The 22,166-nt window shown below is 37.3% G+C and carries 19 protein-coding genes; 7 read left to right on the plus strand and 12 right to left on the minus strand.

All coding sequences use genetic code 11. The features are described 5' to 3' along the window. Window positions 1-134 precede the first annotated feature (134 nt). The 12 genes from serS to rpmH all read right to left on the minus strand — a co-directional run bounded on the left by serS (window position 135) and on the right by rpmH (window position 11,612). Entirely contained in the window at window positions 135-1,406 is a 1,272-nt protein-coding gene (gene serS / locus OCV67_RS04350) for a serine--tRNA ligase (RefSeq protein ID WP_147642647.1), read from the minus strand. 15 nt (window positions 1,407-1,421) lie between these two features. Next, a complete protein-coding gene (locus tag OCV67_RS04355) occupies window positions 1,422-2,255 on the minus strand; it encodes a ParB/RepB/Spo0J family partition protein (protein ID WP_147642649.1) in 834 nt (277 codons plus the stop codon). Beyond that, window positions 2,256-3,071: a ParA family protein gene (locus OCV67_RS04360; protein ID WP_147642651.1), complete on the minus strand. Its 816-nt coding sequence runs from the start codon at window positions 3,069-3,071 to the stop codon at window positions 2,256-2,258. It lies immediately after the preceding gene. A 592-nt stretch (window positions 3,072-3,663) separates the two neighbouring features. Further along, window positions 3,664-4,497, minus strand: coding sequence for a ParB/RepB/Spo0J family partition protein (locus OCV67_RS04365; protein WP_147642653.1), 834 nt, complete (start codon window positions 4,495-4,497; stop codon window positions 3,664-3,666). Window positions 4,498-4,614: 117 nt separating this feature from the next. Then, entirely contained in the window at window positions 4,615-5,319 is a 705-nt protein-coding gene (gene rsmG / locus OCV67_RS04370; RefSeq protein ID WP_147642655.1) for a 16S rRNA (guanine(527)-N(7))-methyltransferase RsmG, read from the minus strand. Continuing rightward, window positions 5,306-7,195, minus strand: coding sequence for a tRNA uridine-5-carboxymethylaminomethyl(34) synthesis enzyme MnmG (mnmG, locus tag OCV67_RS04375; RefSeq protein ID WP_147642657.1), 1,890 nt, complete (start codon window positions 7,193-7,195; stop codon window positions 5,306-5,308). Before mnmG ends, rsmG begins: the two co-directional genes overlap by 14 nt. A gap of 51 nt (window positions 7,196-7,246) precedes the next feature. Then, a complete protein-coding gene (mnmE, locus tag OCV67_RS04380; RefSeq protein ID WP_147642658.1) occupies window positions 7,247-8,611 on the minus strand; it encodes a tRNA uridine-5-carboxymethylaminomethyl(34) synthesis GTPase MnmE in 1,365 nt (454 codons plus the stop codon). A 62-nt stretch (window positions 8,612-8,673) separates the two neighbouring features. Continuing rightward, on the minus strand, window positions 8,674-9,543 hold the full coding sequence (jag, locus tag OCV67_RS04385; protein WP_147642660.1) for an RNA-binding cell elongation regulator Jag/EloR: 870 nt from the start codon (window positions 9,541-9,543) through the stop codon (window positions 8,674-8,676). Window positions 9,544-9,574: 31 nt separating this feature from the next. Further along, window positions 9,575-10,702 carry a YidC/Oxa1 family membrane protein insertase gene (locus OCV67_RS04390; RefSeq protein WP_147642662.1) on the minus strand — a complete coding sequence of 376 codons (1,128 nt, stop codon included), beginning with the start codon at window positions 10,700-10,702 and terminating at the stop codon, window positions 9,575-9,577. Between the two features lie 28 nt (window positions 10,703-10,730). Then, on the minus strand, window positions 10,731-10,970 hold the full coding sequence (gene yidD, locus OCV67_RS04395; RefSeq protein WP_147642664.1) for a membrane protein insertion efficiency factor YidD: 240 nt from the start codon (window positions 10,968-10,970) through the stop codon (window positions 10,731-10,733). Next, window positions 10,971-11,321, minus strand: a complete 351-nt coding sequence (rnpA, locus tag OCV67_RS04400) for a ribonuclease P protein component (RefSeq protein WP_147642928.1) — start codon at window positions 11,319-11,321, stop codon at window positions 10,971-10,973. A gap of 156 nt (window positions 11,322-11,477) precedes the next feature. After that, on the minus strand, window positions 11,478-11,612 hold the full coding sequence (rpmH, locus tag OCV67_RS04405) for a 50S ribosomal protein L34 (protein WP_147642665.1): 135 nt from the start codon (window positions 11,610-11,612) through the stop codon (window positions 11,478-11,480). Between the two features lie 649 nt (window positions 11,613-12,261). Between rpmH and dnaA the strand changes: the two genes are divergently transcribed. From dnaA to OCV67_RS04440, 7 genes are all read left to right on the plus strand, one after another. Continuing rightward, a complete protein-coding gene (dnaA, locus tag OCV67_RS04410) occupies window positions 12,262-13,620 on the plus strand; it encodes a chromosomal replication initiator protein DnaA (RefSeq protein ID WP_147642667.1) in 1,359 nt (452 codons plus the stop codon). 1,184 nt (window positions 13,621-14,804) lie between these two features. Continuing rightward, on the plus strand, window positions 14,805-15,908 hold the full coding sequence (gene dnaN, locus OCV67_RS04415) for a DNA polymerase III subunit beta (RefSeq protein ID WP_147642669.1): 1,104 nt from the start codon (window positions 14,805-14,807) through the stop codon (window positions 15,906-15,908). A 697-nt stretch (window positions 15,909-16,605) separates the two neighbouring features. Next, on the plus strand, window positions 16,606-16,824 hold the full coding sequence (locus OCV67_RS04420) for an RNA-binding S4 domain-containing protein (RefSeq protein ID WP_147642671.1): 219 nt from the start codon (window positions 16,606-16,608) through the stop codon (window positions 16,822-16,824). Continuing rightward, window positions 16,825-17,955 (plus strand): DNA replication/repair protein RecF, encoded by a 1,131-nt coding sequence (gene recF / locus OCV67_RS04425; RefSeq protein WP_147642673.1) that lies wholly within the window; start codon window positions 16,825-16,827, stop codon window positions 17,953-17,955. It begins immediately after the preceding gene. Window positions 17,956-17,958: 3 nt separating this feature from the next. Further along, entirely contained in the window at window positions 17,959-18,213 is a 255-nt protein-coding gene (gene remB / locus OCV67_RS04430; protein ID WP_147642675.1) for an extracellular matrix regulator RemB, read from the plus strand. A 664-nt stretch (window positions 18,214-18,877) separates the two neighbouring features. Further along, on the plus strand, window positions 18,878-20,800 hold the full coding sequence (gene gyrB / locus OCV67_RS04435) for a DNA topoisomerase (ATP-hydrolyzing) subunit B (protein ID WP_147642677.1): 1,923 nt from the start codon (window positions 18,878-18,880) through the stop codon (window positions 20,798-20,800). Between the two features lie 747 nt (window positions 20,801-21,547). Further along, window positions 21,548-22,150 (plus strand): YcxB family protein, encoded by a 603-nt coding sequence (locus OCV67_RS04440; protein ID WP_147642679.1) that lies wholly within the window; start codon window positions 21,548-21,550, stop codon window positions 22,148-22,150. Window positions 22,151-22,166 lie beyond the last annotated feature (16 nt).

Raw genomic sequence — 22,166 nt, forward strand, 5'->3', positions numbered from 1 at the left:
GAAAAAATTTTGAAAAAAAGTAAGCAAAAAACTTTTAATTCGTCTTTAGTACGATGATATAATATATATAAGACCCGACCAGTTAATTAAACTAAAATCAAGCGCCGAAAATTATAAATCTTCGGCGCATTAAATTATTTAATAATATCAGTACCCATAAACGGTACAAGAGCCTCGGGAATAGTAACGCTTCCGTCTGCATTTTGATAATTTTCAAGAATAGCCGCAACAGTTCTGCCCACTGCAACACCCGAACCGTTAAGAGTATGAACGAACTGAGCCTTGTCCTTTGGACTGTTCTTAAATCTGATTGCCGCACGTCTTGCCTGATAATCCTCAAAATTAGAACAGCTTGATATCTCAACATATCTGTTATATGATGGCATCCATACTTCAATATCGTAAGTTTTAGCGCTTGAGAATCCTATATCACCTGTGGAAAGCGCAACAACCCTGTAAGGCAGACCAAGTCCCTGAAGTACTCTTTCTGCGTCGTTTGTAAGCTTTTCAAGTTCGTCGTAAGAGGTTGCCGGATCAACAAATTTTACCAATTCAACCTTGTTAAACTGGTGCTGACGGATAAGACCTCTCTGGTCTCTGCCTGCGCTTCCCGCTTCAGCTCTGAAACATGCGGAATAAGCACAGTACTTGATCGGCAGCTTGTCGCCCGATAAAATTTCATCTCTGTGCATGTTTGTTACCGGAACTTCAGCAGTCGGTATCAGGAAATAATCGTTGTTTGCAACTCTGAAAGCGTCCTCTTCAAACTTCGGAAGCTGACCTGTGCCCGTCATTGACGCTCTGTTTACCATGTACGGAGGGAGTACTTCCGTATAACCGTTTTCAGTGTGAGTATTGAGGAAATAACTGATTACAGCTCTTTCAAGTCTTGCGCCAAGTCCTTTATAAAAATGAAATCTTGCGCCTGTTACCTTAGCTGCCGTTTCCGGATCAAGTATACCTAAATTTTTACCTATATCCCAGTGCGCAAGCGGTTCAAAGTCAAACTTTGAAGGCTCTCCCCACTTTCTCAATTCAACATTTTCACTGTCGTCCTTGCCTATAGGAGTAGTTTCAGACGGAATATTCGGGATTCTCAGTAAAGTATCCCTCTGCTTAGTTTCCAGTTCGCTTATAACTGCATTGTCATTCTTGATTTTTTCAGAAATTTCCTTCATTTCAGCCATAACAGCGTCAGTATTTTCACCGTTTTTCTTCATAATCGGAATCTGCTTTGATACCTTATTCTGTTCAGCCTTTAAAGCGTCTGTTTCGGTAGAAAGCTTTCTTCTCTTTTCGTCAATTTCCAGAATTTCATCAATATAGCTGTCATAGTCGGCATTTCTTGTTTTCAAAGCCGCCTTAACCCTATCCGGATTTTCTCTGATAATTTTAATGTCAAGCATTTTATTTTACTTCCTTTACTTTGATAATTTATCTGCAAGGGCTGACAGATCCTCTTTATCATAAAATTCAAGGATCAATGCCCCTTTATTTTTACCGTATTCAACCTTCACCTTTCTGCCCAGAGCATTGTGAAGACCGATTTCCATTTCCTTGAAATAGCTGTCAATACGCTCGTTTGTAACAGCCGTTTTTTCACCCTTATCACTTGCCATTTTTTCCAAGGATCTTACGTTTATCAGTCCCTGAGCTGCTTTTTTTGCAGCTTCAAGCATTTTTTCTTCATCGTCAAATGCAAGCAAAGCCTTTCCGTGACCGACCGTAAGCTCGCCGTTTTCAAGCATTTCCAGTACTTCATCAGGCAAAGCCAGCAATCTCATAGCGTTCGCAACGGAAGAACGGGAACGTCCTACAGTTTTTGCAACGTCCTCCTGAGTCATTCCAAAGGATTCCACAAGCTCGCTGTATCCCTTAGCTTCTTCAACGGGATTAAGATTTTCACGCTGTAGATTTTCAATCAGCGCTATCTGCATTGCTTCTAAATCGGATAATTCCTTTATCTGTACCGGAACCTCCGAAAGACCCAGCATTCTTGCAGCTCTCCACCTGCGTTCACCTGCAACTATCTGATATCCGCTGCCGTACGGTCTTACAAGCAACGGCTGTAAAATACCGTGCTGCTTTATTGATTCCGCAAGCGCTGAAATTGATTCATCATCAAAATTTTTTCTGGGCTGTTCCCTGTTCGGCTCAATTTCTGTAATTCTCAGTGTCTGACCTGAATCAGTATTTGTTTTGTTGTCTTCAAAAAGGGCGCTTAAACCTGTGCCCAATCCTCCTTTTGACGCCATTTACACACCTTCTCTTTTTCTTCCGAATAATTTTTTCTTTTCTTTCTTTTTCGGAGGTTCTTCATTTAAAATTTCCAGTCCTAAAAGCTCGTAATATTCCGCTCCCTTTGAACTTTTATCATAGTACATTACCGGTTTTCCGTGACTGGGAGCTTCTGAAAGTCTTACATTTCTCGGAATTTTAGTCTTAAAAATCTTACCCGGAAAATACTTTTCAACTTCTTCCACAACCTGTCCGCTGACATTAAGTCTCGGATCAAACATTGTAAACAGAATTCCTTCAATATCAATAGTCGGATTATACTTTGTCTTTACAATTTTTATAGTTTCCATAAGCTGACTAAGTCCCTCAAGAGCAAAAAACTCAGCCTGCATGGGAACAATAATTCTGTCGCATGCCACCAGTCCGTTTATAGTTATAAGACTAAGAGACGGAGGACAATCAATAAATATAAAATCATAATCCAATCGGCAGGTAAGAAGCTGCATTTTCAGTCTGTTCATTCGGTCATCAATATTTATCATTTCTACTTCACCGCCTGCAAGGGCGGAAGTAGCCGGAACTATACTGACATTTTTAAATTCGGTTCTAATAATAGTATCCTGAATTCTCGCCTGACCGATCAAAACGTCGTATGAAGAGTATTCAATGGATTTTTTTCTGATTCCAAGACCTGTCGTAGTATTTCCCTGTGCGTCTATATCAATGCACAGCACTCTCTTATCCCTAGAACCAAGATAAGCCGCAAGATTTACAACGGTGGTAGACTTTCCCACACCGCCTTTCTGATTTGCAACTGCATAGACCTTTCCCATTGAATTTCCTCCTTTTTCAGTACTATATTAAATTATACCACTTTCCTTCTCTCCTGTAAAGATATTTAAAGATTTTTTGTTGATTATTTGTATAAAAAAATGTTCCACGTGGAACACTCCGCTTTTTGAAAAAAGCTTGGCAAAAACTTTTATGCCGATTTTCATTAATTCAAAACATTTTTTTAAAGACTCACAAAGTTACTTTTGCAAAGAATAAAAATTTTTATTTCGAATTTCATAAACTTAACTTTCATTTTAAAGACTCGTAAAGCAACTTTTGAAAAAGCTGACAAAATTTTTTTATTTGTCATTTTCTTTGCTTGTGCAAAGAAAATAACGAAAAGAAACACCCTTCTTTCTTTGTTCACACAAAAGAAAGAAGCAAAGAAATGTAACGACTGCGTAACCCTTTCAAATTATCACGCAAGGTACTATCCCATAACTGTGCTGAGACATATCTTCTACTTGCGTTCTCTATTTAACTTCACCCATCTTACTTGGTTGTGAATTTTAAAGGTCAGGTCTCTTGTTGGTTTCCGTCATAAAAATTTGGTTAAGCTCTATATAAAAGCTTAACCATTTTAAAATTATCTTAAAAATTCTTATTTCCATTCATTATTGGAATTTTAACCCTATACTCTATATAGTCCTCATTTTGAATTTTTTTAGAATCCGCAGGAATTCCTGCCGCCTTCATAGTTTCTACTGCTTTGTTAATAGTATTTACAAATATCTTCACATTCTGAAAAACCTTACTTCTTTTTCTATAGCTTTCCTTATCCTTTGCCTTTCCTATGTACTCGTCTATTGCCTGTTCAGTACGCTCAACATTCAGATTAAACTTTATCACCCTATTGATGATTTCCAGACGCTCTTCCTTACTTCCCAGTCTTAATAATGCTCTTGCATGTCTTTCCGTAAGATTAAATTTTGTTATAAGCTCCTTTTCTTCATCACTCAGCTTTAAAATTCTAAGCTTATTTGCTATTGTAGACTGTGCTTTTCCAAGCTTTAGAGCAGCGTCCTCCTGCGTCATACCATAATAGCTGATAAGCTTTTCAATTGCGTTTGCTTCGTCAAAAAAAGACAGATCCTGACGCTGAATATTTTCAACTAATGCCAAAACAGCGCTTGTCCGGGCGGAAATATCCAATATAATACACGGCACATATCTCAGCTGTACCAGCTTTGCCGCACGCAGTCGTCTTTCCCCGGCAATCAGTTCGTATCCCCTATCAACTTTTCTCACCGAAAGAGGCTGTAAAATACCGTTTTGACAAATACTTTCTGCCAGTGAACTTATATCGTTGTAATCAAATTCCGTTCTAGGCTGATGAGGATTCGGAACTATTTCAGATATAGGGATCTGTACTACACGATTTTCTTCTTTTTCTTTCTCCTTTGTAAAATTTAAAAATGCTGCCATATTTAACTTCCTTTCCTTTTGATACTTTAATTTTACCTTATAAGGGAAATTATTTCCACACAAAAATTCCCCTTTTAATATAAATAAAAGGGGAAAATACGGCATTATTTTTTAATTTTATAGAGGCTTGTTCTTTATCTGACTGCTGTTTCTGGGATATTTTAATGAAGTCTGCGATATTTTTTCAACAATAAAAAGCTTTCGTTGTTCAAAACCATTGAGCTTGTAATCAATTTCGTCTGAAACCTTTCCGCCCATTGTTTTTATTGCATTTCCTGCGTTTTTTATACTTTCCCCCGGACCTTTAAGAGCAGCAAAAATTCCGCCTTTTTTTACAAATCCCATACAATACTCGCAAAGCACCGGCATAGCCGCAACGGCTCTTGCCGTAGCAACATCAAACTTTTCTCTGTACATCACATTTTTAGCAGCGTCCTCTGCTCTCGAATGCACTGTTATAACTTTTATTCCAAGTCTTTCACAAAGCTCGTCAAGGAATTTTATCCGCTTGTTCAGACTATCAAGAAGAGTAATACTGATATCTTCCCTGTATAGCTTTAGAGGTACAGACGGAAATCCTGCCCCTGTTCCAACGTCTATAAGAGATGCCTTTTCAGGTATTTTTGCATATTTTGACAGCAGAATACTGTCCAGAAAATGCTTGACCCACACTTCCTCACACTCAGTAATAGCGGTCAAGTTAACTTTTTTATTATACTCAATTAAAAATTCATAATAAATGCACAGCTTTTCATGGAGCTTTTCAGAATACTCCAGACCGTTTTCCACAAACAGCTCTTCACATTGTTTAAAACTTACCATTTAATCTCCCCTGTTGCTCAAGCCATACTGCCAAAACTGAAGCGTCTGCCGGAGAAACTCCGGAAATTCTCGAAGCCTGACCAATATTTTCAGGCTTTTGTTTATTTAACTTTTCAATTGCTTCAAGTCTCAGTCCCCGAATATTACTGTAATCAAGGTCTGAAGGCAATTTTTTTGACTCCATTTTTCTCATTATTTCAATTTGTTCCATCTGCTTTGCAATATATCCCTCATACTTGATCTGCAATTCCACCTGTTCCCGTACTTCAAAATCAAGTTCAGGTCTTTCCGTGTCAAATTCAGCCAGCATATCATATCCAAGCTGAGGACGTCTTATAAGATCTGCAAGCTTACAGCCTGTATTCAAAGACGCAGTACCCTTTTCTTCAAGGAACCTGTTAAGCTTATCAGACGGTGCAATATTAAGTTTTCTAACACGCTTTATCTCGTTTTCGGTATCAGAAATCTTTTTTTGAAGTCTGTCATAACGCTCCTGCGAAATAAGACCGATTTTATAACCAATCGGAGTAAGTCGTTGATCGGCATTGTCCTGACGCAGAACAAGACGGTATTCGCTTCGTGAAGTCATCATTCTGTAAGGATCAGCACAGCCTTTTGTCACAAGATCGTCCACAAGAGTACCGATATATGAGCTTGCCCTGTCGAGTATCATAGGCTCTCTGCCCTGTATTTTCAGTGCGGCATTCACTCCCGCAACCATTCCCTGAGCCGCCGCTTCTTCATATCCGGAACTGCCATTAAACTGTCCCGCACCGTAAAGACCCTCCAGATTTTTAAATTCAAGAGTTGATCTCATCTGTACCGGATCGCAGCAATCATACTCTATAGCGTATGCAGGACGCATAATTTCTACATTTTCCAGTCCTTTTATTGTTCGCAGAAACGCCAACTGAACGTCCTCAGGAAGCGAGGACGACATACCCTGCAAATAGTATTCATCGGTATCCAGACCCATTGGTTCAACAAAAAGCTGATGTCTTTCCTTATCGGCAAATCTTACGATTTTGTCCTCAATTGACGGACAATATCTCGGTCCCACACCCTCAATTCTTCCGGAATATAAAGGCGATCTGTGAAGATTGTCAAGGATTACCTTGTGAGTCCGGGCATTGGTATATGTAACATAGCATGAAACAATATTTTCCATTTTAGACTGGTCAGTCTCAAAGGAAAAAGGTACGATATGCTCGTCACCGTCCTGTTTTTCCATTTTTTCAAAATCAATACTGCGTTTATGCACCCTGCACGGTGTTCCGGTCTTGAATCTGCGTATTTCAATCCCGTTTTTTCTAAGACTTTCAGACAAAACAGTAGAAGGCAAAGCAGCGTCCGGACCGCTTTCATAGGACTCCTCACCAATATGTATCTTCCCTTTAAGATATGTACCTGTTGCTATAATCACCGCTTTTACCTTGTATTCAGCGCCAAGCTTTGTCCGTATACCGCAGACACTTTTATTTTCTGTCAGTATTTCAGCCACTTCACCCTGTTTAATAAAAAGGTTTTCCTGAGCCTCGCATACTTTTTTCATGTACTCATGATATCTCATTCTATCCGCCTGAACTCTAAGACTATGCACCGCAGGACCTTTTCCTTTATTAAGCATGCGGCTCTGAATAAAGCATTTATCTGCCGCCTTACCCATTTCACCGCCCAGAGCGTCAATTTCACGTACCAAATGTCCCTTTGCGGTACCGCCTATTGACGGATTGCATGGCATATTAGCGATCTGGTCAAGTGAAATTGTAAAAAGTACTGTTTTACAGCCAAGTCTTGCAGACGCAAGTGCCGCCTCAACTCCGGCGTGACCGCCGCCCACAACGGCGACGTCAAATTCTCCCATAAAATAACTCATATAATCACCATATTTAAATGTTCCACGTGGAACATTTTTCTTTAATTAATCTTATTTTCCTACACAAAATCTTGAAAACACGTCGTCTATGACCTTTTCCGAGGACTTCTCCCCTGTCAATTCCATTAAATTGTCCGCCGCACTTTCCAGCATAACCGTTACAGCGTCCAGCATTTCACCGTTTTCAAGTATCGTTTTTGCTTCGATTGTATTTGAAAGAGCCTTTTCAATACAATTTTTTTGTCTCTCATTTGCTATAATACCATCGCTTGCTTCAGACTTGTCATATAAAAACATATCTTCAAGAATCTTTTGCAGTCTTTCTATTCCCTCATCATTTTTCGCAGAGATCTCAACGATATTTTTGAAATTTGAATAAATAAAATCTTTATCAATCTTTGTTTCCCCGTCAATTTTATTTATCACTGCTATACAATTTTTATTTTTTAGCTTTTCAATAATTTCAAAATCTTTAGGCTCAAGTTCCGAAGTACTGTCAAAAACCGCAAGAATCAAATCTGCTTCATCAATTTTTTTGTAGGCAATATCTACGCCCATACTCTCAATAATGTCGTCTGTTTCTCTAATTCCCGCAGTATCCGAAAGACGCAGCGTAAGTTCTCCTATTCTTACATTTTCCTCAATTATATCACGGGTAGTACCTGCGATATCGGTAACGATACTTCTCTGATAACCGCTTAGACAATTCATAAGAGTTGACTTACCAACATTTGGCTTACCACATATTACAGTATTAATACCTTCCCTGACAATTCTTCCATGTTCATAGGTATCTAAAGTTTTAGTTAAATCTTTTACCACTCTATCTATCTGCACTCCCAAAACTTCCGGTTTTACTTCCGGAACGTCCTCTTCAGGAAAGTCTGCCCAAGCTGCAAGGTCTGCGAGAATATTTACAATACCTTCTTTAATTTTATTTATTCGTCGGAATACCGCACCGTCTTTCAGAGCGTTTGCATATCTAAGCTGACTTTCTCCGCCCGAGCTTATTATGTCCATTACTGCCTCTGCCTGAGTCAATGACATTTTACCGTTTAAAAATGCTCTTTTTGTAAATTCTCCGCCTTGTGCCGGTTCTGCACCATATTTATATATCATTCTTAATATTTTTTTAGTAATATATCTTCCGCCATGACATGATACTTCAACAACATCTTCCCCAGTATAGCTTTTGGGATTTCTGAATACTGTCAATACTACATCATCTATTTTTTCATTATTATCATTAATGATTTGTCCGTATGCACAGGTATAACCGTCCATTTGAGAGGGCGCTTTTCCGGCGTAATTTTTAAAGATTTTGTCAGCTATTTCAAGAGATTTTTCACCGGAAATACGTATAACAGAAATTCCTCCCACAGCGTCAGGAGTAGCAACAGCGGCTATAGTCGACATAAACAACACCTCACAAAATAAAACAGGCGGCACAAGGCCGCCATGAAATTAATTTGGCTTTATTAAAGCTCAATCTTTCCGTAAAGCCCCGCATTGATATCGTCTTCAGGCTTTGGTTTTTTATAATCTTTTTCAAAACTGGTTTTATAATCAAACGACATAGGTTCATCAATTTTTTTATTATTATCATTACCGCTTTTTCTGCGCTTATTATTATATTTTCTGGGATTATCCGAAGCTATAACAATTTTTCTGTAAGGCTCTTCCCCGATGGACTTTGAATTTACGCCTTCTATTTTAGAAACAACCGAATGAATAATTCTTCTTTCATACGGATTCATCGGTTCTAAAACAGTTGATTTACCGGTTTTCAGAGCTTTTTCACTTATTCTTTCAGCCAGACCTTTAAGAGTTTCTTCTCTTTTTTCACGGTATCCGCAGCTATCCAGAGAAACTCTGATATAATCTCCTTCAATTCTGTTTGCAACCAGTGAGGAAAGGTACTGCAAAGCGTCGAGAGTCTCCCCTCTTCTGCCGATCACCGCACCTGATCCCTTGCTGTCAATATCGGCAAAAATTCCGGTTTCAACAGTAGTAATAGAGATATCATGTTCAATTCCCATTTTATCAAGTACTTTATCAAGATAATTTCTGCATGCGTCCATTTTAGTTTTTTCGACCAGTTCTTTTCTTTTCACGTCCATATAATCGGGACCCAGGTCGTCAGGCTCGTTATATCCTGCCCAAACTTTAGCTTCAGTTTTAATTTTACCGAAAAAGCCTTTTTTAACGTCCTCAATAACCTTAAATTTTATATCTTTCAGAGGTATCTGAAAATCGTCCGCAGCCTTTCTCTTAGCATCTTCAATCGACTTTCCCGTAAAAACGCCGCATTTGTCCATAGGGACCATTTCTACTATTTCATCTGCCATTTTCTTTTAACTCTCCTTTCAGCGCCCGTACTTACTCGCTGTCGTCTTCTCTGTATTCATCGCCGTATTTTTCAGCCATACGCTTTCTTGCTTCGTTAATAAGCTCTCTGTTATATTTATTTCTCTCAGATTTGGACATTCCCTCTGTTTCAGCGTTATAATCTGCCCGTCCGCCTTTTTTAGCCTGTTCCTGCTGTTTCAGCATTTCAGCCTGCTGATCCATCATTCTTTGCATAAGTCCCGGTTTTTTATTTTTATTTTTTTCTTTAAGCTTAACATTTATAGCCTCGATACGTTTAGGACTGAAATAAGCATAAAGCAGGAAAGACTGCAAAAATGAAAATACCGAAGACCATATCCAGTAAAAGCCAACGCCGGCAGGTACTGAGAAAGCGAGCCATACCGAGAACACCGGCATAACGAACATAATTATCTTCATAGCGCCCATATTAGGCATATCAGGATTCATCTGTTTTGACTTATACTGTGAATAAATTGTAAAAAGAAGCTGAACAAGACCGGATATTATCGGTATCATAACAAGAGCTACTGCCGCCTTGCTCCACGTATCAGGGTGAATTGTAGGTATAACGCCCAGATCTACGCCGAGAAAAGTATTTTTAAAGTTTGAAACTTTATCTACAAAATCGCTGCCCATATCCGAAAATAGATCGGGATTTTCCTTAACATACTTCAATATTGAAAGCTCAGGACGTGAAGTAAAAGACTTATCTCCTTTAGCAATACCGCTTGCTTCAATAATATCCTTAGCCTTTTCAAGTGTTGCGGAAGAAATTCTGAGAATATGCGAAAGCGGACGGTAAACAACGTCCAGCACGCCGTAAAGTATGATCATCGAAATAATCAGCGGCAGACAGCTTCCCATAGGATTAACGCCTTCTTCAGCGTATAGCTTTTGTTGTTCTTCAGCAAGCTTCTGCTGATTATTTGCATATTGTTTTCTCAGCTTACTGAGCTTTGGATTCAAAGCCTGCATTCTTACTGTTCCAAGCTGCTGCTTGTAAGAAATAGGAAGAAGAATTATTTTCGTAAGAAGCGTAAAAATTATAATTGAAAATCCGTAATTATTTACAACCTCGTAAATCCAGTACATTATCCAGCCCAGCGGTTTGCCGAGCAGTTCGCCTATCGGTCCCAAATCAGCATTTCTCCTATCTTTTTTTATTCTAGCGATGACGTCCCAGGATATCAAATTTATCCGGCACGTAATCTATTCCCCCGTTGCTCCAAGGATTGCAGCGGAGTATTCTCCACACCGCAAGCCAGCCGCCCTTGATAAAACCGTGTTTTTTCAGTGCTTCAAGAGCATAGGACGAGCAAGTAGGGTGATATTTACAGCAGGGCGGGAAAAGTGGAGAAATAATTTTCTTATAGACTTTAATAAAACCCATAAAAATATATTTCATTTATTTTTCTCCGAAAGCTGCCGCTTTGATTTCATTTATTCCTTTATTTTTCAGGTATCCGCTTAAAACGCCGCTTTTTATTCTGCATGCAGAAGACCTTGCCACAATAATCATATCAATTCCTATAGGCATATTGATTTCATTTTCCCTGTAAGCTTGTCTTATAACTCGCTTCGCACGATTTCTAGCAACGGCATTGCCCACTTTTTTTCCGGCTGTAATACCGAGCATATTGTAGGGTTTATTGTTGCGTCTCACATAAATAACAACGTTTTTGGACACTATGCATTTTCCCTTTTTGTAAAGATAGAGAAAACTTTTATTTTTATTTATTGTTTTAGTATAAAGCATAAATTTTATTTTTTTATACCTCAAGGTATAATATTCCTTTATCTTTATATAAAATTATTATACACTATAAATTTCAAAATTGCAATAAAAAAGAAATAATTTTATATACTCTTTTATTTAAAATAAAAGACCACAAAAAATGTGGTCTATCTTTAATTAGTGAGTAAGTCTTGCTCTTCCCTTAGCTCTTCTGCGGGCAAGAACCTTTCTTCCGTTTGAAGTTGACATTCTCTTGCGGAAACCGTGTTCCTTTTTTCTGTGAATTTTCTTAGGCTGATATGTTCTTTTCATTCTAATTCTCCTCCTTCTTACAAAAACGTCTAATTAAACGCTTTTATGCGTTATTTTCAATTCAGATACATTTTACCCGTAAAATGCATTTCACTAAATTATTATACATGCTCTTTTCTTCCTTGTCAAGAGTTTTTTTATCTTTTTACAGAAATATTTTTTACGCTTTTTGAAAAAAGCTTAGCAAAAACTTTTATATCGTCTTTAGTCTGATATAACTTGTTCAATAAGGCTCGACAGGTAAGTATGAGAATATAAGAAAAAATTAAGAAAAAAGCTCAGCAAATACTTTTATATCGTCTTTAGTCTGATATAACTTGTTCAATAAGGCTCGACAGGTAAGTATGAGAATATAAGAAAAAATTAAGAAAAAATCTCAGCAAATACTTTTATATCGTCTTTAGTCTGATTATATCTGTTCAATAAGGCTCGACAGGTAACTACGAAAATAATTTTAGTCTGATTATACCTTTCCAATAAGGTTAAACAGTTAATTACTAAGTACGCAGAACATTAAAGAACAGTTTTATATCCTCTGCTTTTTTTCAAAAAGCAGGGCTTGCACTTTTCAACAATTTATGTTATACTATTATTAATTGTAATTCTAATAGGAAACTGAAAAGTTTCCGGTTCGGAGGTAAAAAATACTATGAATTCCTTTGAAGACTTATTCAACTGCGTAGTAGACTACTGCAAAGAAGTCGGAGGCATAGGGGACGTCGCTTTAAAATTATGGATAAAAAACTTGAAGCCTGTAAATCTTGAGGGCAATAAAGCGGTGTTTATGGTAGATTCCGACTTTCAGCGGGGAGTTGTACTATCAAACTATGAACAGCTTTTAAAGAACGGATTTAAAGAAACTCTGGGTTTCGACGTAGAAATTGAAATCAGAATTCCCGATGATGATAATAAAATTTCTTCTCCCGTAGATCTTGATTCTCTCGATGAAAAGCAGCAGGAACTTGAAAAAAGCTACGAATATGCAAAATACGACTATACATTCGATACATTTATCGTTGGCAGTTCCAATGAATTTGCCTATGCTGCTTGTACAGCCGTTGCAAAAGGCGGCGGAATGGTATATAACCCACTCTTTATATACGGTCCGTCGGGACTGGGCAAAACACACCTTATCACTGCTACGGCAAATGAAATGAAACGCAATAACGATAAGCTGAAAATCGTTTACGTAACGGGTGAAACTTTTGCAAGTGAAATTATCAACGCTATTCATACTAAAAGTACCGCAGCATTTCACGATAAATACAGGAGTGCGGACGTTCTTCTCGTAGACGATATTCAGTTTATCGCCGGTAAGGACAGTACTCAGGAGGAATTTTTCCATACGTTCAACGCTCTTTATCAGGACGGTAAACAGATAGTACTGACTTCCGACCGTCCTCCAAAAGCCATAAAAACTCTTGAAGACAGAATACGTTCAAGATTTGAATCCGGACTTATCGCCGATATTTCAACTCCGGATTTTGAAACGAGAATGGCAATTATTAAAAGAAAAGCAGAACTTCTAGAGCTTAAAATTCCCGATGATGTGGCGCAGTTTATCGCCAATAAAATCAAAACCAATATCAGACAGCTTGAGGGTGCGGTAAAAAAACTCAAGGCTCTTAATCATTACGCAGGCAGTCTGCCTACCATTTCAATGGCGCAAAGCGTTATCAGAGATATTCTCAACGACGATCAGCCTCTTCCTATTACAGTGGAAAAAATTATTGCAGAGGTTGCAAACGTCTACGGAGTAACTCCGGAAGATATACGCTCCACCAAGCGTTCCTCACAGATTTCAATAGCAAGAAAGGTTGCAGTTTACGTTGTACGTGAGATCACTCAGATGCCCCTTGCCTCTATCGGTACTGAATTCGGCGGAAGAGACCACTCTACTATAGTATACGCAGTCAATAACGTATCCGCAAGCATAAAAAAAGACGCCCACCTTAAAGAACTTGTTGAAGATATAATTAAAAATATCAAGGATCATAACAATGCCTGACTTACTTTTTTTGAAAAAAAAGTAAGCAAAAAAACTTTTATGCCGTACTTCATTAACCTGATTTTCTTTTTAAAGACTCGCAAAGTTACTTTTTAAGAGAATTGAAGAAAAAATTTGAAAAAAGCTTGGCAAAAACTTTTATGCCGAACATAATCAACTTGATTTTCTTTTTAAAGTCTCGCAAAGCAGCTTTTAAAAAAGCTTAGAAAATTTTTTGCGCTTTATAAAAAACGCAGACAAATATATTTGTTCATTTCTTGTCTCGTGACAAGAAACGAACCAAAGAAACACGTACTTTACTTTCTTTCATATGAAAGAAAGTAAAACAAAGAAAAATTTTATCCGCCTTACAACTACTGAACTAATGGTTCACCCCGTAAAAGGCAAGACATTTAATCTACAATTCACACCCAATTAAGATGGGGACAACTTAAAGGAGAACGTAAGTGGCAGAAATGTCTCAGTACAGTTTTGGGAGAGTACCTTGCGTGATAGTTTAAAAGGATTGCGCAGTCGTTACCTTTCTTTGCTTCTTTCTTTTGTGTGAACAAAGAAAGAAGGGCATTTCTTTTCGTTATTTTCTTTGGGCAATCAAAGAAAATGACAAATATGTTTTGCTTACACTTTTATAAAGCGTAGAATGTACGAGACAAGAAAGTTAAGAAAAAATTCAAAGAAACTTGTTTCTTTGATAAAAAATAAGTCTTTTCAACGATTGCACTGTATTTCAACACAGTTTTCAACAGACTGTTGAAAGTTATGTTGAATTATAAATTCAATAAAATCAAGCATTTGTATATTGAAGGTAAAATTAATTCCACATATTTCAAAAAACAGAAAATTAACAGTATGTTAAAAGAAAATTGTGATTCCACAAAAAAATCCCCAATTTTTCCACTTTCAACACACAATTTCTCAACACCCTCAACACAAAAATCCAAATTAAACATGTCCACATTTTATCAACACAGGCTATAAGGAAAACTTTTTACCGTCTGATTACCGATTTTACTGAAAATTTCCTATAATTCCAACTTTTCAACACCCCCTACTACTACTACTATTTATAAAATTAATTTATATTATATTATTGATAAAAAAAACTGTTTTTTTCTAATTGAAAAATTCCCGCTTTGTTAAAAGTCAAATAAAAAAATTTCTGAATAAAACAGGAAGGAGAAAAAATGAAATTTACATGTAAAAAAGAAGATATATGCTCCGCTATAAATAATGTTTCAAAAGCGGTCTCACCTAAATCGACTATTGCAGCTCTGGAGGGTATAAAGCTACGTCTGGACATGTCTTCCCTTGAGCTTACAGGGTACGATCTTGAGATCGGTATAACGACTTATATTGAATGCGATTCCTCCGATACGGGAGAAATAGTTTTAAACTCCAGACTATTCAGTGAAATAACAAGAAGAATGCCCTCCGACTTAATTACTTATGACATAGATGATAATCTGAATATGAAAATATACGGAGGAAATGCCGAATACCAGATATCTGCAATAAGCGCTGAGGAATATCCTGCGCTTCCTGAAATTGAAAGAGAAAATCCTATACTGATTAATCAGGAAGTATTAAAAAGCATGATAAATCAGACAAATTACGCAACTTCTCTTAACGACGCAAAACCGATACTTACCGGAGAACTGTTTGATATTGAAAATTCCGGAATAAATATGGTCGCAATAGACGGTTTCAGACTTGCTATCAGATATGAAAAAATCAATTGTGCTGATAAGCATTATTTTGTTGTACCGTCAAAGGCGCTTCTTGAAGCTTCAAGAATTCTTAAAGAGGACGCGGAAAATGATTGTGAAATTTTCGTAAATTCAAAACATATTCTTTTTGATATAAATGGGTACAGAATTTTTACAAGACTTCTTGAGGGAGAATTCCATAATTATAAAAACAGCGTGCCTAAGGAATTTAAAACTGAGGTAATTGTAAAAACCAGCGATATCGTTCATTGTCTGGAAAGATGCTCGCTGCTGCTTAATGAAAAGAATAAAGCTCCTGTAAAATGTACTTTCGGAAACGGTGAAATTAAAATAAACTGTAAAACAGGTATTGGCAGACTTGACGATAGTATTGAAGCTGAAATAAACGGCGAAAGCGTACTTATAGGCTTTAATAACAAGTATCTGCTCGACGCTTTAAAAGCTGCGGATACGGATAAAGTCAGAATTCAGATGATAGGGGCGAACAGAGCGGTAAAAATAGTACCTTTTCAGGGGGACAGTTTTACGTTTATTGTTATGCCGGTTCAGATAAAAGGCTGATAAAACTTTCTGAAAGAAAGTTTTACAAAGACTTTCAAATTGAACTTGTTCATTTCTTGTCTCGTGACTGATGTCGAAGCAAAGAAACAATATTCTTTAAAACTTCCCTTTTTTAACTTTCTTGTATCGCAACAAGAAAGTTAAAAAGAAATGCGTTCGCTTAAACGCCGCGTCAGGATTACGGTGTATAAAGCGCCGAATTTTATCCGTCATACAGTTTCTGAACTAATTGTTTTACCCATAAAAGGCAAGACGTGACGTCTAAAAGTCACGCCCAATGAAGATGGGAGCAACTTAAAGGAGATCGCAAGATGCAGAAATGTCTCAGCACAGTTTTGGGAGAGAACCTTGCGTGATAGTTTAAAAGGGTTAAGCAGTCGTTACCTTTCTTTGCTTCTTTTCTTTGTGTGAACAAAGAAAGAAGGGTGTTTCTTTTCGTTATTTTCTTTGCACAAGCAAAGAAAATGACAAATTAAATTTTCTCAGTTTTTTAAAAAGCTGCTTTGCAAGTGTTTGTAAAGAAAATTAATTTGATTATATACGGTATAAAAGTTTTTGCCCAGCTTTTTTCAAATTTTTTCTTCAATTCTATTTTTACTTACTTGTCGAGCCTTATGAAAAATATACCAGTAAACTAAAATCGAAATAAAAGTTTTTTGCTTACTTTTTTTCAAAAAAGTAAGAGAAAGGAAAGGAAATGGACAAAGAGATTATAGAAACCCAAATAAAAACAGAATATATAAAGCTAGATTCGCTTTTAAAGTTTGCAGGACTGACCGATACAGGCGGATTCGCAAAGGAGCTTATACAGCACGGATCAGTTACTGTAAACGGCGAAGTATGCACAATGAGAGGAAAAAAAATTCGCAGAGGCGATGAGGTTTCAGTAGAAAATTTTACAGTCAGAGTGATTTAAATGTACGTAACAGCAGTAAAGGCAAATGGCTATAAAAACTTAAAAAACGCTGTGATAAGTCCGCACCCTGAATATAATCTTATTACCGGTATGAACGCTCAGGGAAAAACAAATCTTCTTGAAGCCATATGGCTTATGACCGGATGCAGAAGCTTTCGTGGTTCCAAAGACAGAGACTATATCTCTATTGACGGCAATATTATGGAGCTTGGTATGGCATTTTACGACGGAAGAAGAACTCAAAAAATTGAGTACTCAATGAGCCGTGAAAATATACGGGATAAAAAAATAAAATTGAACGGCGTTTCTATTAAGGGTACTAACGGACTGTTTGATTGCTTCAAGGCAGTGGTTTTTACTCCCGACGATACTGAACTGATAAAAGGAAGTCCGGAAAAACGCAGAACTTTTATTGATCTGTGCTGCTGTCAGCTTAACGGCAGGTGTCTGGATTCCGTGAGAAGATACGATCTGCTTCTGAATCACAGAAATACGCTTCTCAAATCAATTGCCGCCGGAAAAGCGCAAAGGGACAGTATTTATGTCTGGGATCAGCAGATAGCGGCAATAGGTACTTTTATTTCTGTAAAAAGAAATGAATACGTAAAAAAAATGAATGAAACCTGCCAGAACCTTTACAGCCGTATTACAGGCGGAAAAGAAATTCTGACTATTGAATATAATTCTAACATTTTCGGCAGTCAAATTCCTGAAGGTAATGACGGAAACGACGCAGTTGCGAAGTATTTTATGAAGCTTAACGGTTCAATAGACGATGATATCAGACTTGGTTATACTTTGTGGGGAGCTCACAGAGACGATCTGATCATTAAAATAAACGGAATGAATATCAAAGAATTCGGTTCACAGGGACAGAAAAAAACAGCCGCACTGGTTATGAAACTGGGTCAGGCTGAGATATATTTCAAAAAAAGCGCAGAAGCTCCGGTTATTCTACTGGACGACGTTATGGGCGAGCTTGACGAAAGCCGTCAGGCGCTTGTCTTTGAGACGGTAAAAAATATGCAGGTTTTTATAACCGCATGTAATGAAAATGCTGTTAAGGGACTTGCGAACGGCGCAGTTTTTCGAGTGGAAAACGGGGAAGTTACAGCTATGCAGGAGAGGTGAGGTATGTATATTCATCTGGGAAATGAAATTTCTGTAAAGAAAAAAAATATTGTTGGTATTTTTGATATCGAAAATACTACTATCAGTAAAAATACCGGACATCTTCTGGAAAATGCAACCAAAGAGGGAAGAGTGGTAAATGTTTCCTATGAAATGCCTAAAAGCTTTATAGTTTCTATGGAAAACGGAAGGGAAATAGTCTATATTTCGCAGATTTCAGTTGCTACCCTCAGAAAAAGAGCGAGTAACCAATATTAAAAAGTTTTTAATAAAAAATTTATTGTTCATTTCTTATCATGATACGCTTTAGTAAAAGCGTAGTAAAACTTTTTCTTAACTTTCTTGTTTCGCAACAAGAAAGTTACAAAGAAATGCGTCCGCTCAAACGCCGCGGCAGGCTTACGGCGCATAAAGCGCCGAATTTTATCCGTCATACAGTTTCTGAATTAATAAGTCTCCCCATAAAAGGCAAGACATGACATCTAAAATTTACGCCCAATTAAGATGGGAGCAACTTAAAGGAGAACGTAAGTTGCAGAAATGTCTCAGAACAGTTTTGGGAGAGTACCTTGCGTGATAGTTTGAAAGGGTTACGCAGTCGTTACCTTTCTTTGCTTCTTTTCTTTGTGTGAACAAAGAAAGAAGGGCATTTCTTTTCGTTATTTTCTTTGGGCAATCAAAGAAAATGACAAATTAAATTTTCTCAGCTTCTTCAAAAGCTGCTTTGCGAGTCTTTAAAAAGAAAATCAAGTAAACATAAATCGTCATAAAAGTTTTTTGCCTATTTTTTTCAAAATTTTTATCTTTAATTTTCTATGAAGTAAATCTTCGTGAATTAATTAAAATATACCAGTTAAGTAAATTCGATATAAAAGTTTTTTGCCTACTTTTTTTCAAAAAAGTAGGGAAGGAGGAAGAGTACATGTCAGCAAATCAGAATTACGATGAAAATCAAATACAGGTACTGGAAGGACTTGAAGCAGTAAGGAAACGTCCGGGAATGTATATCGGTTCAACAGGTCCGAAAGGTCTGCACCATCTGGTTTATGAGATAGTAGATAACTCAATAGATGAAGCGCTTGCAGGATTTTGTTCAGAAATCAGAATTGAAATTCTTGAGGGAGACATAATAAAAGTCTCTGATAACGGACGTGGAATACCTACCGGTATTCACCCGAAGGAGGGAATTTCTGCGGCAACTGTCGTTTACACTATACTTCATGCAGGCGGTAAATTCGGCGGCGGCGGATATAAGGTATCCGGTGGACTTCACGGCGTAGGCGCTTCAGTTGTTAACGCACTTTCCGAGTGGCTGGAGCTGACTGTAAAAGACGGCGAGCATGTACACTTCCAAAGATTTGAAAGAGGAAATTACTCTGAACCTCTTAAAATTATCGGAGATACAACAGAAACAGGAACCTCCGTTATGTTCAAAGCAGACGGTGAAATATTCGAAGATACTCACTATGGCTATGAAGTTTTGCTGAAACGTTTAAGGGAACAGGCTTTTCTTAATGCAGGCATAAAAATAGTTTTCAGTGATCTGCGTGATAAAGAAAATGAAAAGTCTGAGGTACTTCACTATGAGGGCGGTATAAGACAATTTGTTGAGCATATCCATAAAACCAAGGGACTGGAATCTCTGTCAGATAAGGTAATTTACGTTTCAGGTATGCAGGGGGATTCCTTTGCGGAAATAGCAATGCAGTATAACGACAGCTATAACGAGGTTATTCTGTCATTTGCCAATAATATTCATACTACTGACGGCGGTTCTCATGAAACGGGATTTAAAAACGCTCTTACAAAAGTTATAAATGAATACGGAAAGAAATTCAATCTGCTCAAAGACGGTGAAAAGCTGCTTGGAGACGACGTAAGAGAAGGTCTGACAGCCATAATTTCCGTTAAGCTTACCGAGTGTGAATTCGAGGGACAAACTAAGGGAAGGCTGGGAAATCCGGAAGTAAAAGGCTTTATAGAAAAAATGATAATGGAAAAGCTGATGTGCTATCTGGAAGAGAATCCGGCAGACGCAAAAGCAATATTTGAAAAATCCCTAGCAGCGCAGCGTGCCAGAGAAGCGGCAAAAAAAGCCAGAGAAACTGCAAGAAGAAAAACTGCCATGGAAAGCGCTTCGCTTCCGGGTAAGCTTGCAGACTGTTCAGAGCATGACACTGAATTTACAGAAATATATATCGTCGAGGGGGATTCTGCGGGAGGTTCTGCAAAAGAAGGCAGAGACAGGCGGTATCAGGCTATACTTCCTCTATGGGGTAAGATGTTAAACGTAGAAAAAGCAAGAATAGATAAGGTTTACGGTAATGAAAAGCTTATGCCTGTAGTAACGGCTCTGGGAACAAGTATCGGCGAGGATTTTGACATATCAAAGCTGCGGTACGGAAAAATTATAATTATGGCCGACGCCGATGTAGACGGTTCGCATATCAGAACTCTGCTGCTGACATTTTTCTTCAGATTTATGAGACCGCTTATTACAAATGGTAATATTTACATTGCTCAGCCGCCGCTATTCAAAGTATTCAGAGGAAAAAAGGTAAAGTACGCTTTTTCTGATGAAGAAAGAGATCAGTATATTGAAGAATTGACAACGGAAAACGGTACAAAACCGGAGGTTCAGCGATATAAAGGTCTTGGTGAAATGGATCCTGAACAGCTCTGGGAAACTACTATGAATCCGGAAACAAGAACTATGCTTAAAATAGATATGGAGGATGCTGTTAAAGCGGACGAAACCTTTACGATCCTTATGGGAGATAAGGTGGGACCAAGAAAGGAATTTATTGAAACAAATGCTAAATATGTGGAGAATCTGGATATTTAAAGTTTGAAGATTTTGTAAAATCTTCGCTAAAACTTATATGTTCATTTCTTGTCTCGCAGCAAGAAACGAACCAAAGAAACAAGTTTCTTTGAATTTTTTCTTAACTTTCTTGTCTCGCAACAAGAAAGTTACAAAGAAATGCGTCCGCTCAAACGCCGCGGCAGGCTTACGGCGCATAAAGCGCCGAATTTTATCCGTCATACAGTTTCTGAACTAATAAGTCTCCCCGTAAAAGGCAAGACGCATCATCTAAAATTTACACCCAATTAAGATGAGGGCATTTGAACAAAAACGCTGAAAGCTGCCCTTGGACTTGATGGGAGTCAGCGGTTTTAAAGAAACAAATTGTCTTTTAGGTGGAGAATAAGTATTAAGAAAGCGTGTTTGACCCTTTTTCTTTTCTTTGTTATACTTTCTTTTTTACGAAAAAAAGAAAGTATATTGATTTTCTTTGTAACTTTCTTGCATCAAGGCAAGAAAGTTAATAATAAAAATTTTTTCAGCTTTTTAAAAAGCTGCTTTGCGAGTATTTAGAAAGAAAATCAAGTTAATGAAAATCGGCATAAAAGTTTTTGCCAAGCTTTTTTCAAAAAGCGGAGTTTTTTGCCTACTTTTTTTTCAAAATTTTTTCTTCAATTCTCTGCAAAAGTAAACCATCGTGAATTGATTAAAATATACCAGTAAACTAAAACGATATAAAAGTTTTTTGCCTACTTTTTTTCAAAAAAGTAGGGGAAAGGATAAAATATGGAAGATGAGGCTTTAGTAAAGAAAAGGTACTCGATACCGTACGAGCTTTTCGGGGAGGCGTTTACAGTTTTCCAGAAGAAGTTTGTATTTCCCCGAAACCGAATAATGTCGGTATTGCTTTTAATCTTTGCGGCAGGCAACGTATTGAATATAATGTACGGAAACGGCGAAACTATCGGATACGTACTGGTACTTGTCTGTATTGCTCTTGCATTTATAAACTGGTATAATCCCAGAAAGCTTAAAAGAAATCTTATGGAATCTGTAAAGGGAATAGAAAACGACGTTTATACTCTGACAATATATCCCGAAAGAATTGTTATAGGAACTGTTTTAGAACCGGAAAATGAAAAAGAACCGGAAGAATATGAAGAAGTTTTCGGTGAAATTCCAATAAAAGAAGATATTGCAGATACTGAAATTTATCTTAACAAAAACGTAAAGGTTATTGAAAGAAAAAATTTCTTTATGATATATATAAAAAAATCAATGTTTTACGTAGTACCTAAAGAAACGCTGACGCAAGAGGAAATTGAGATAATGAATCTTCATTTTCAAAAACAGCTGGATAAGAATTTTATTTGTGAAGCAAGTAAATAAATAAAAGGAAGTTTAA

Origin of the sequence: Porcipelethomonas ammoniilytica, from assembly GCF_025567485.1 — a bacterium.
Classification (GTDB): domain Bacteria; phylum Bacillota; class Clostridia; order Oscillospirales; family Ruminococcaceae; genus Porcipelethomonas; species Porcipelethomonas ammoniilytica.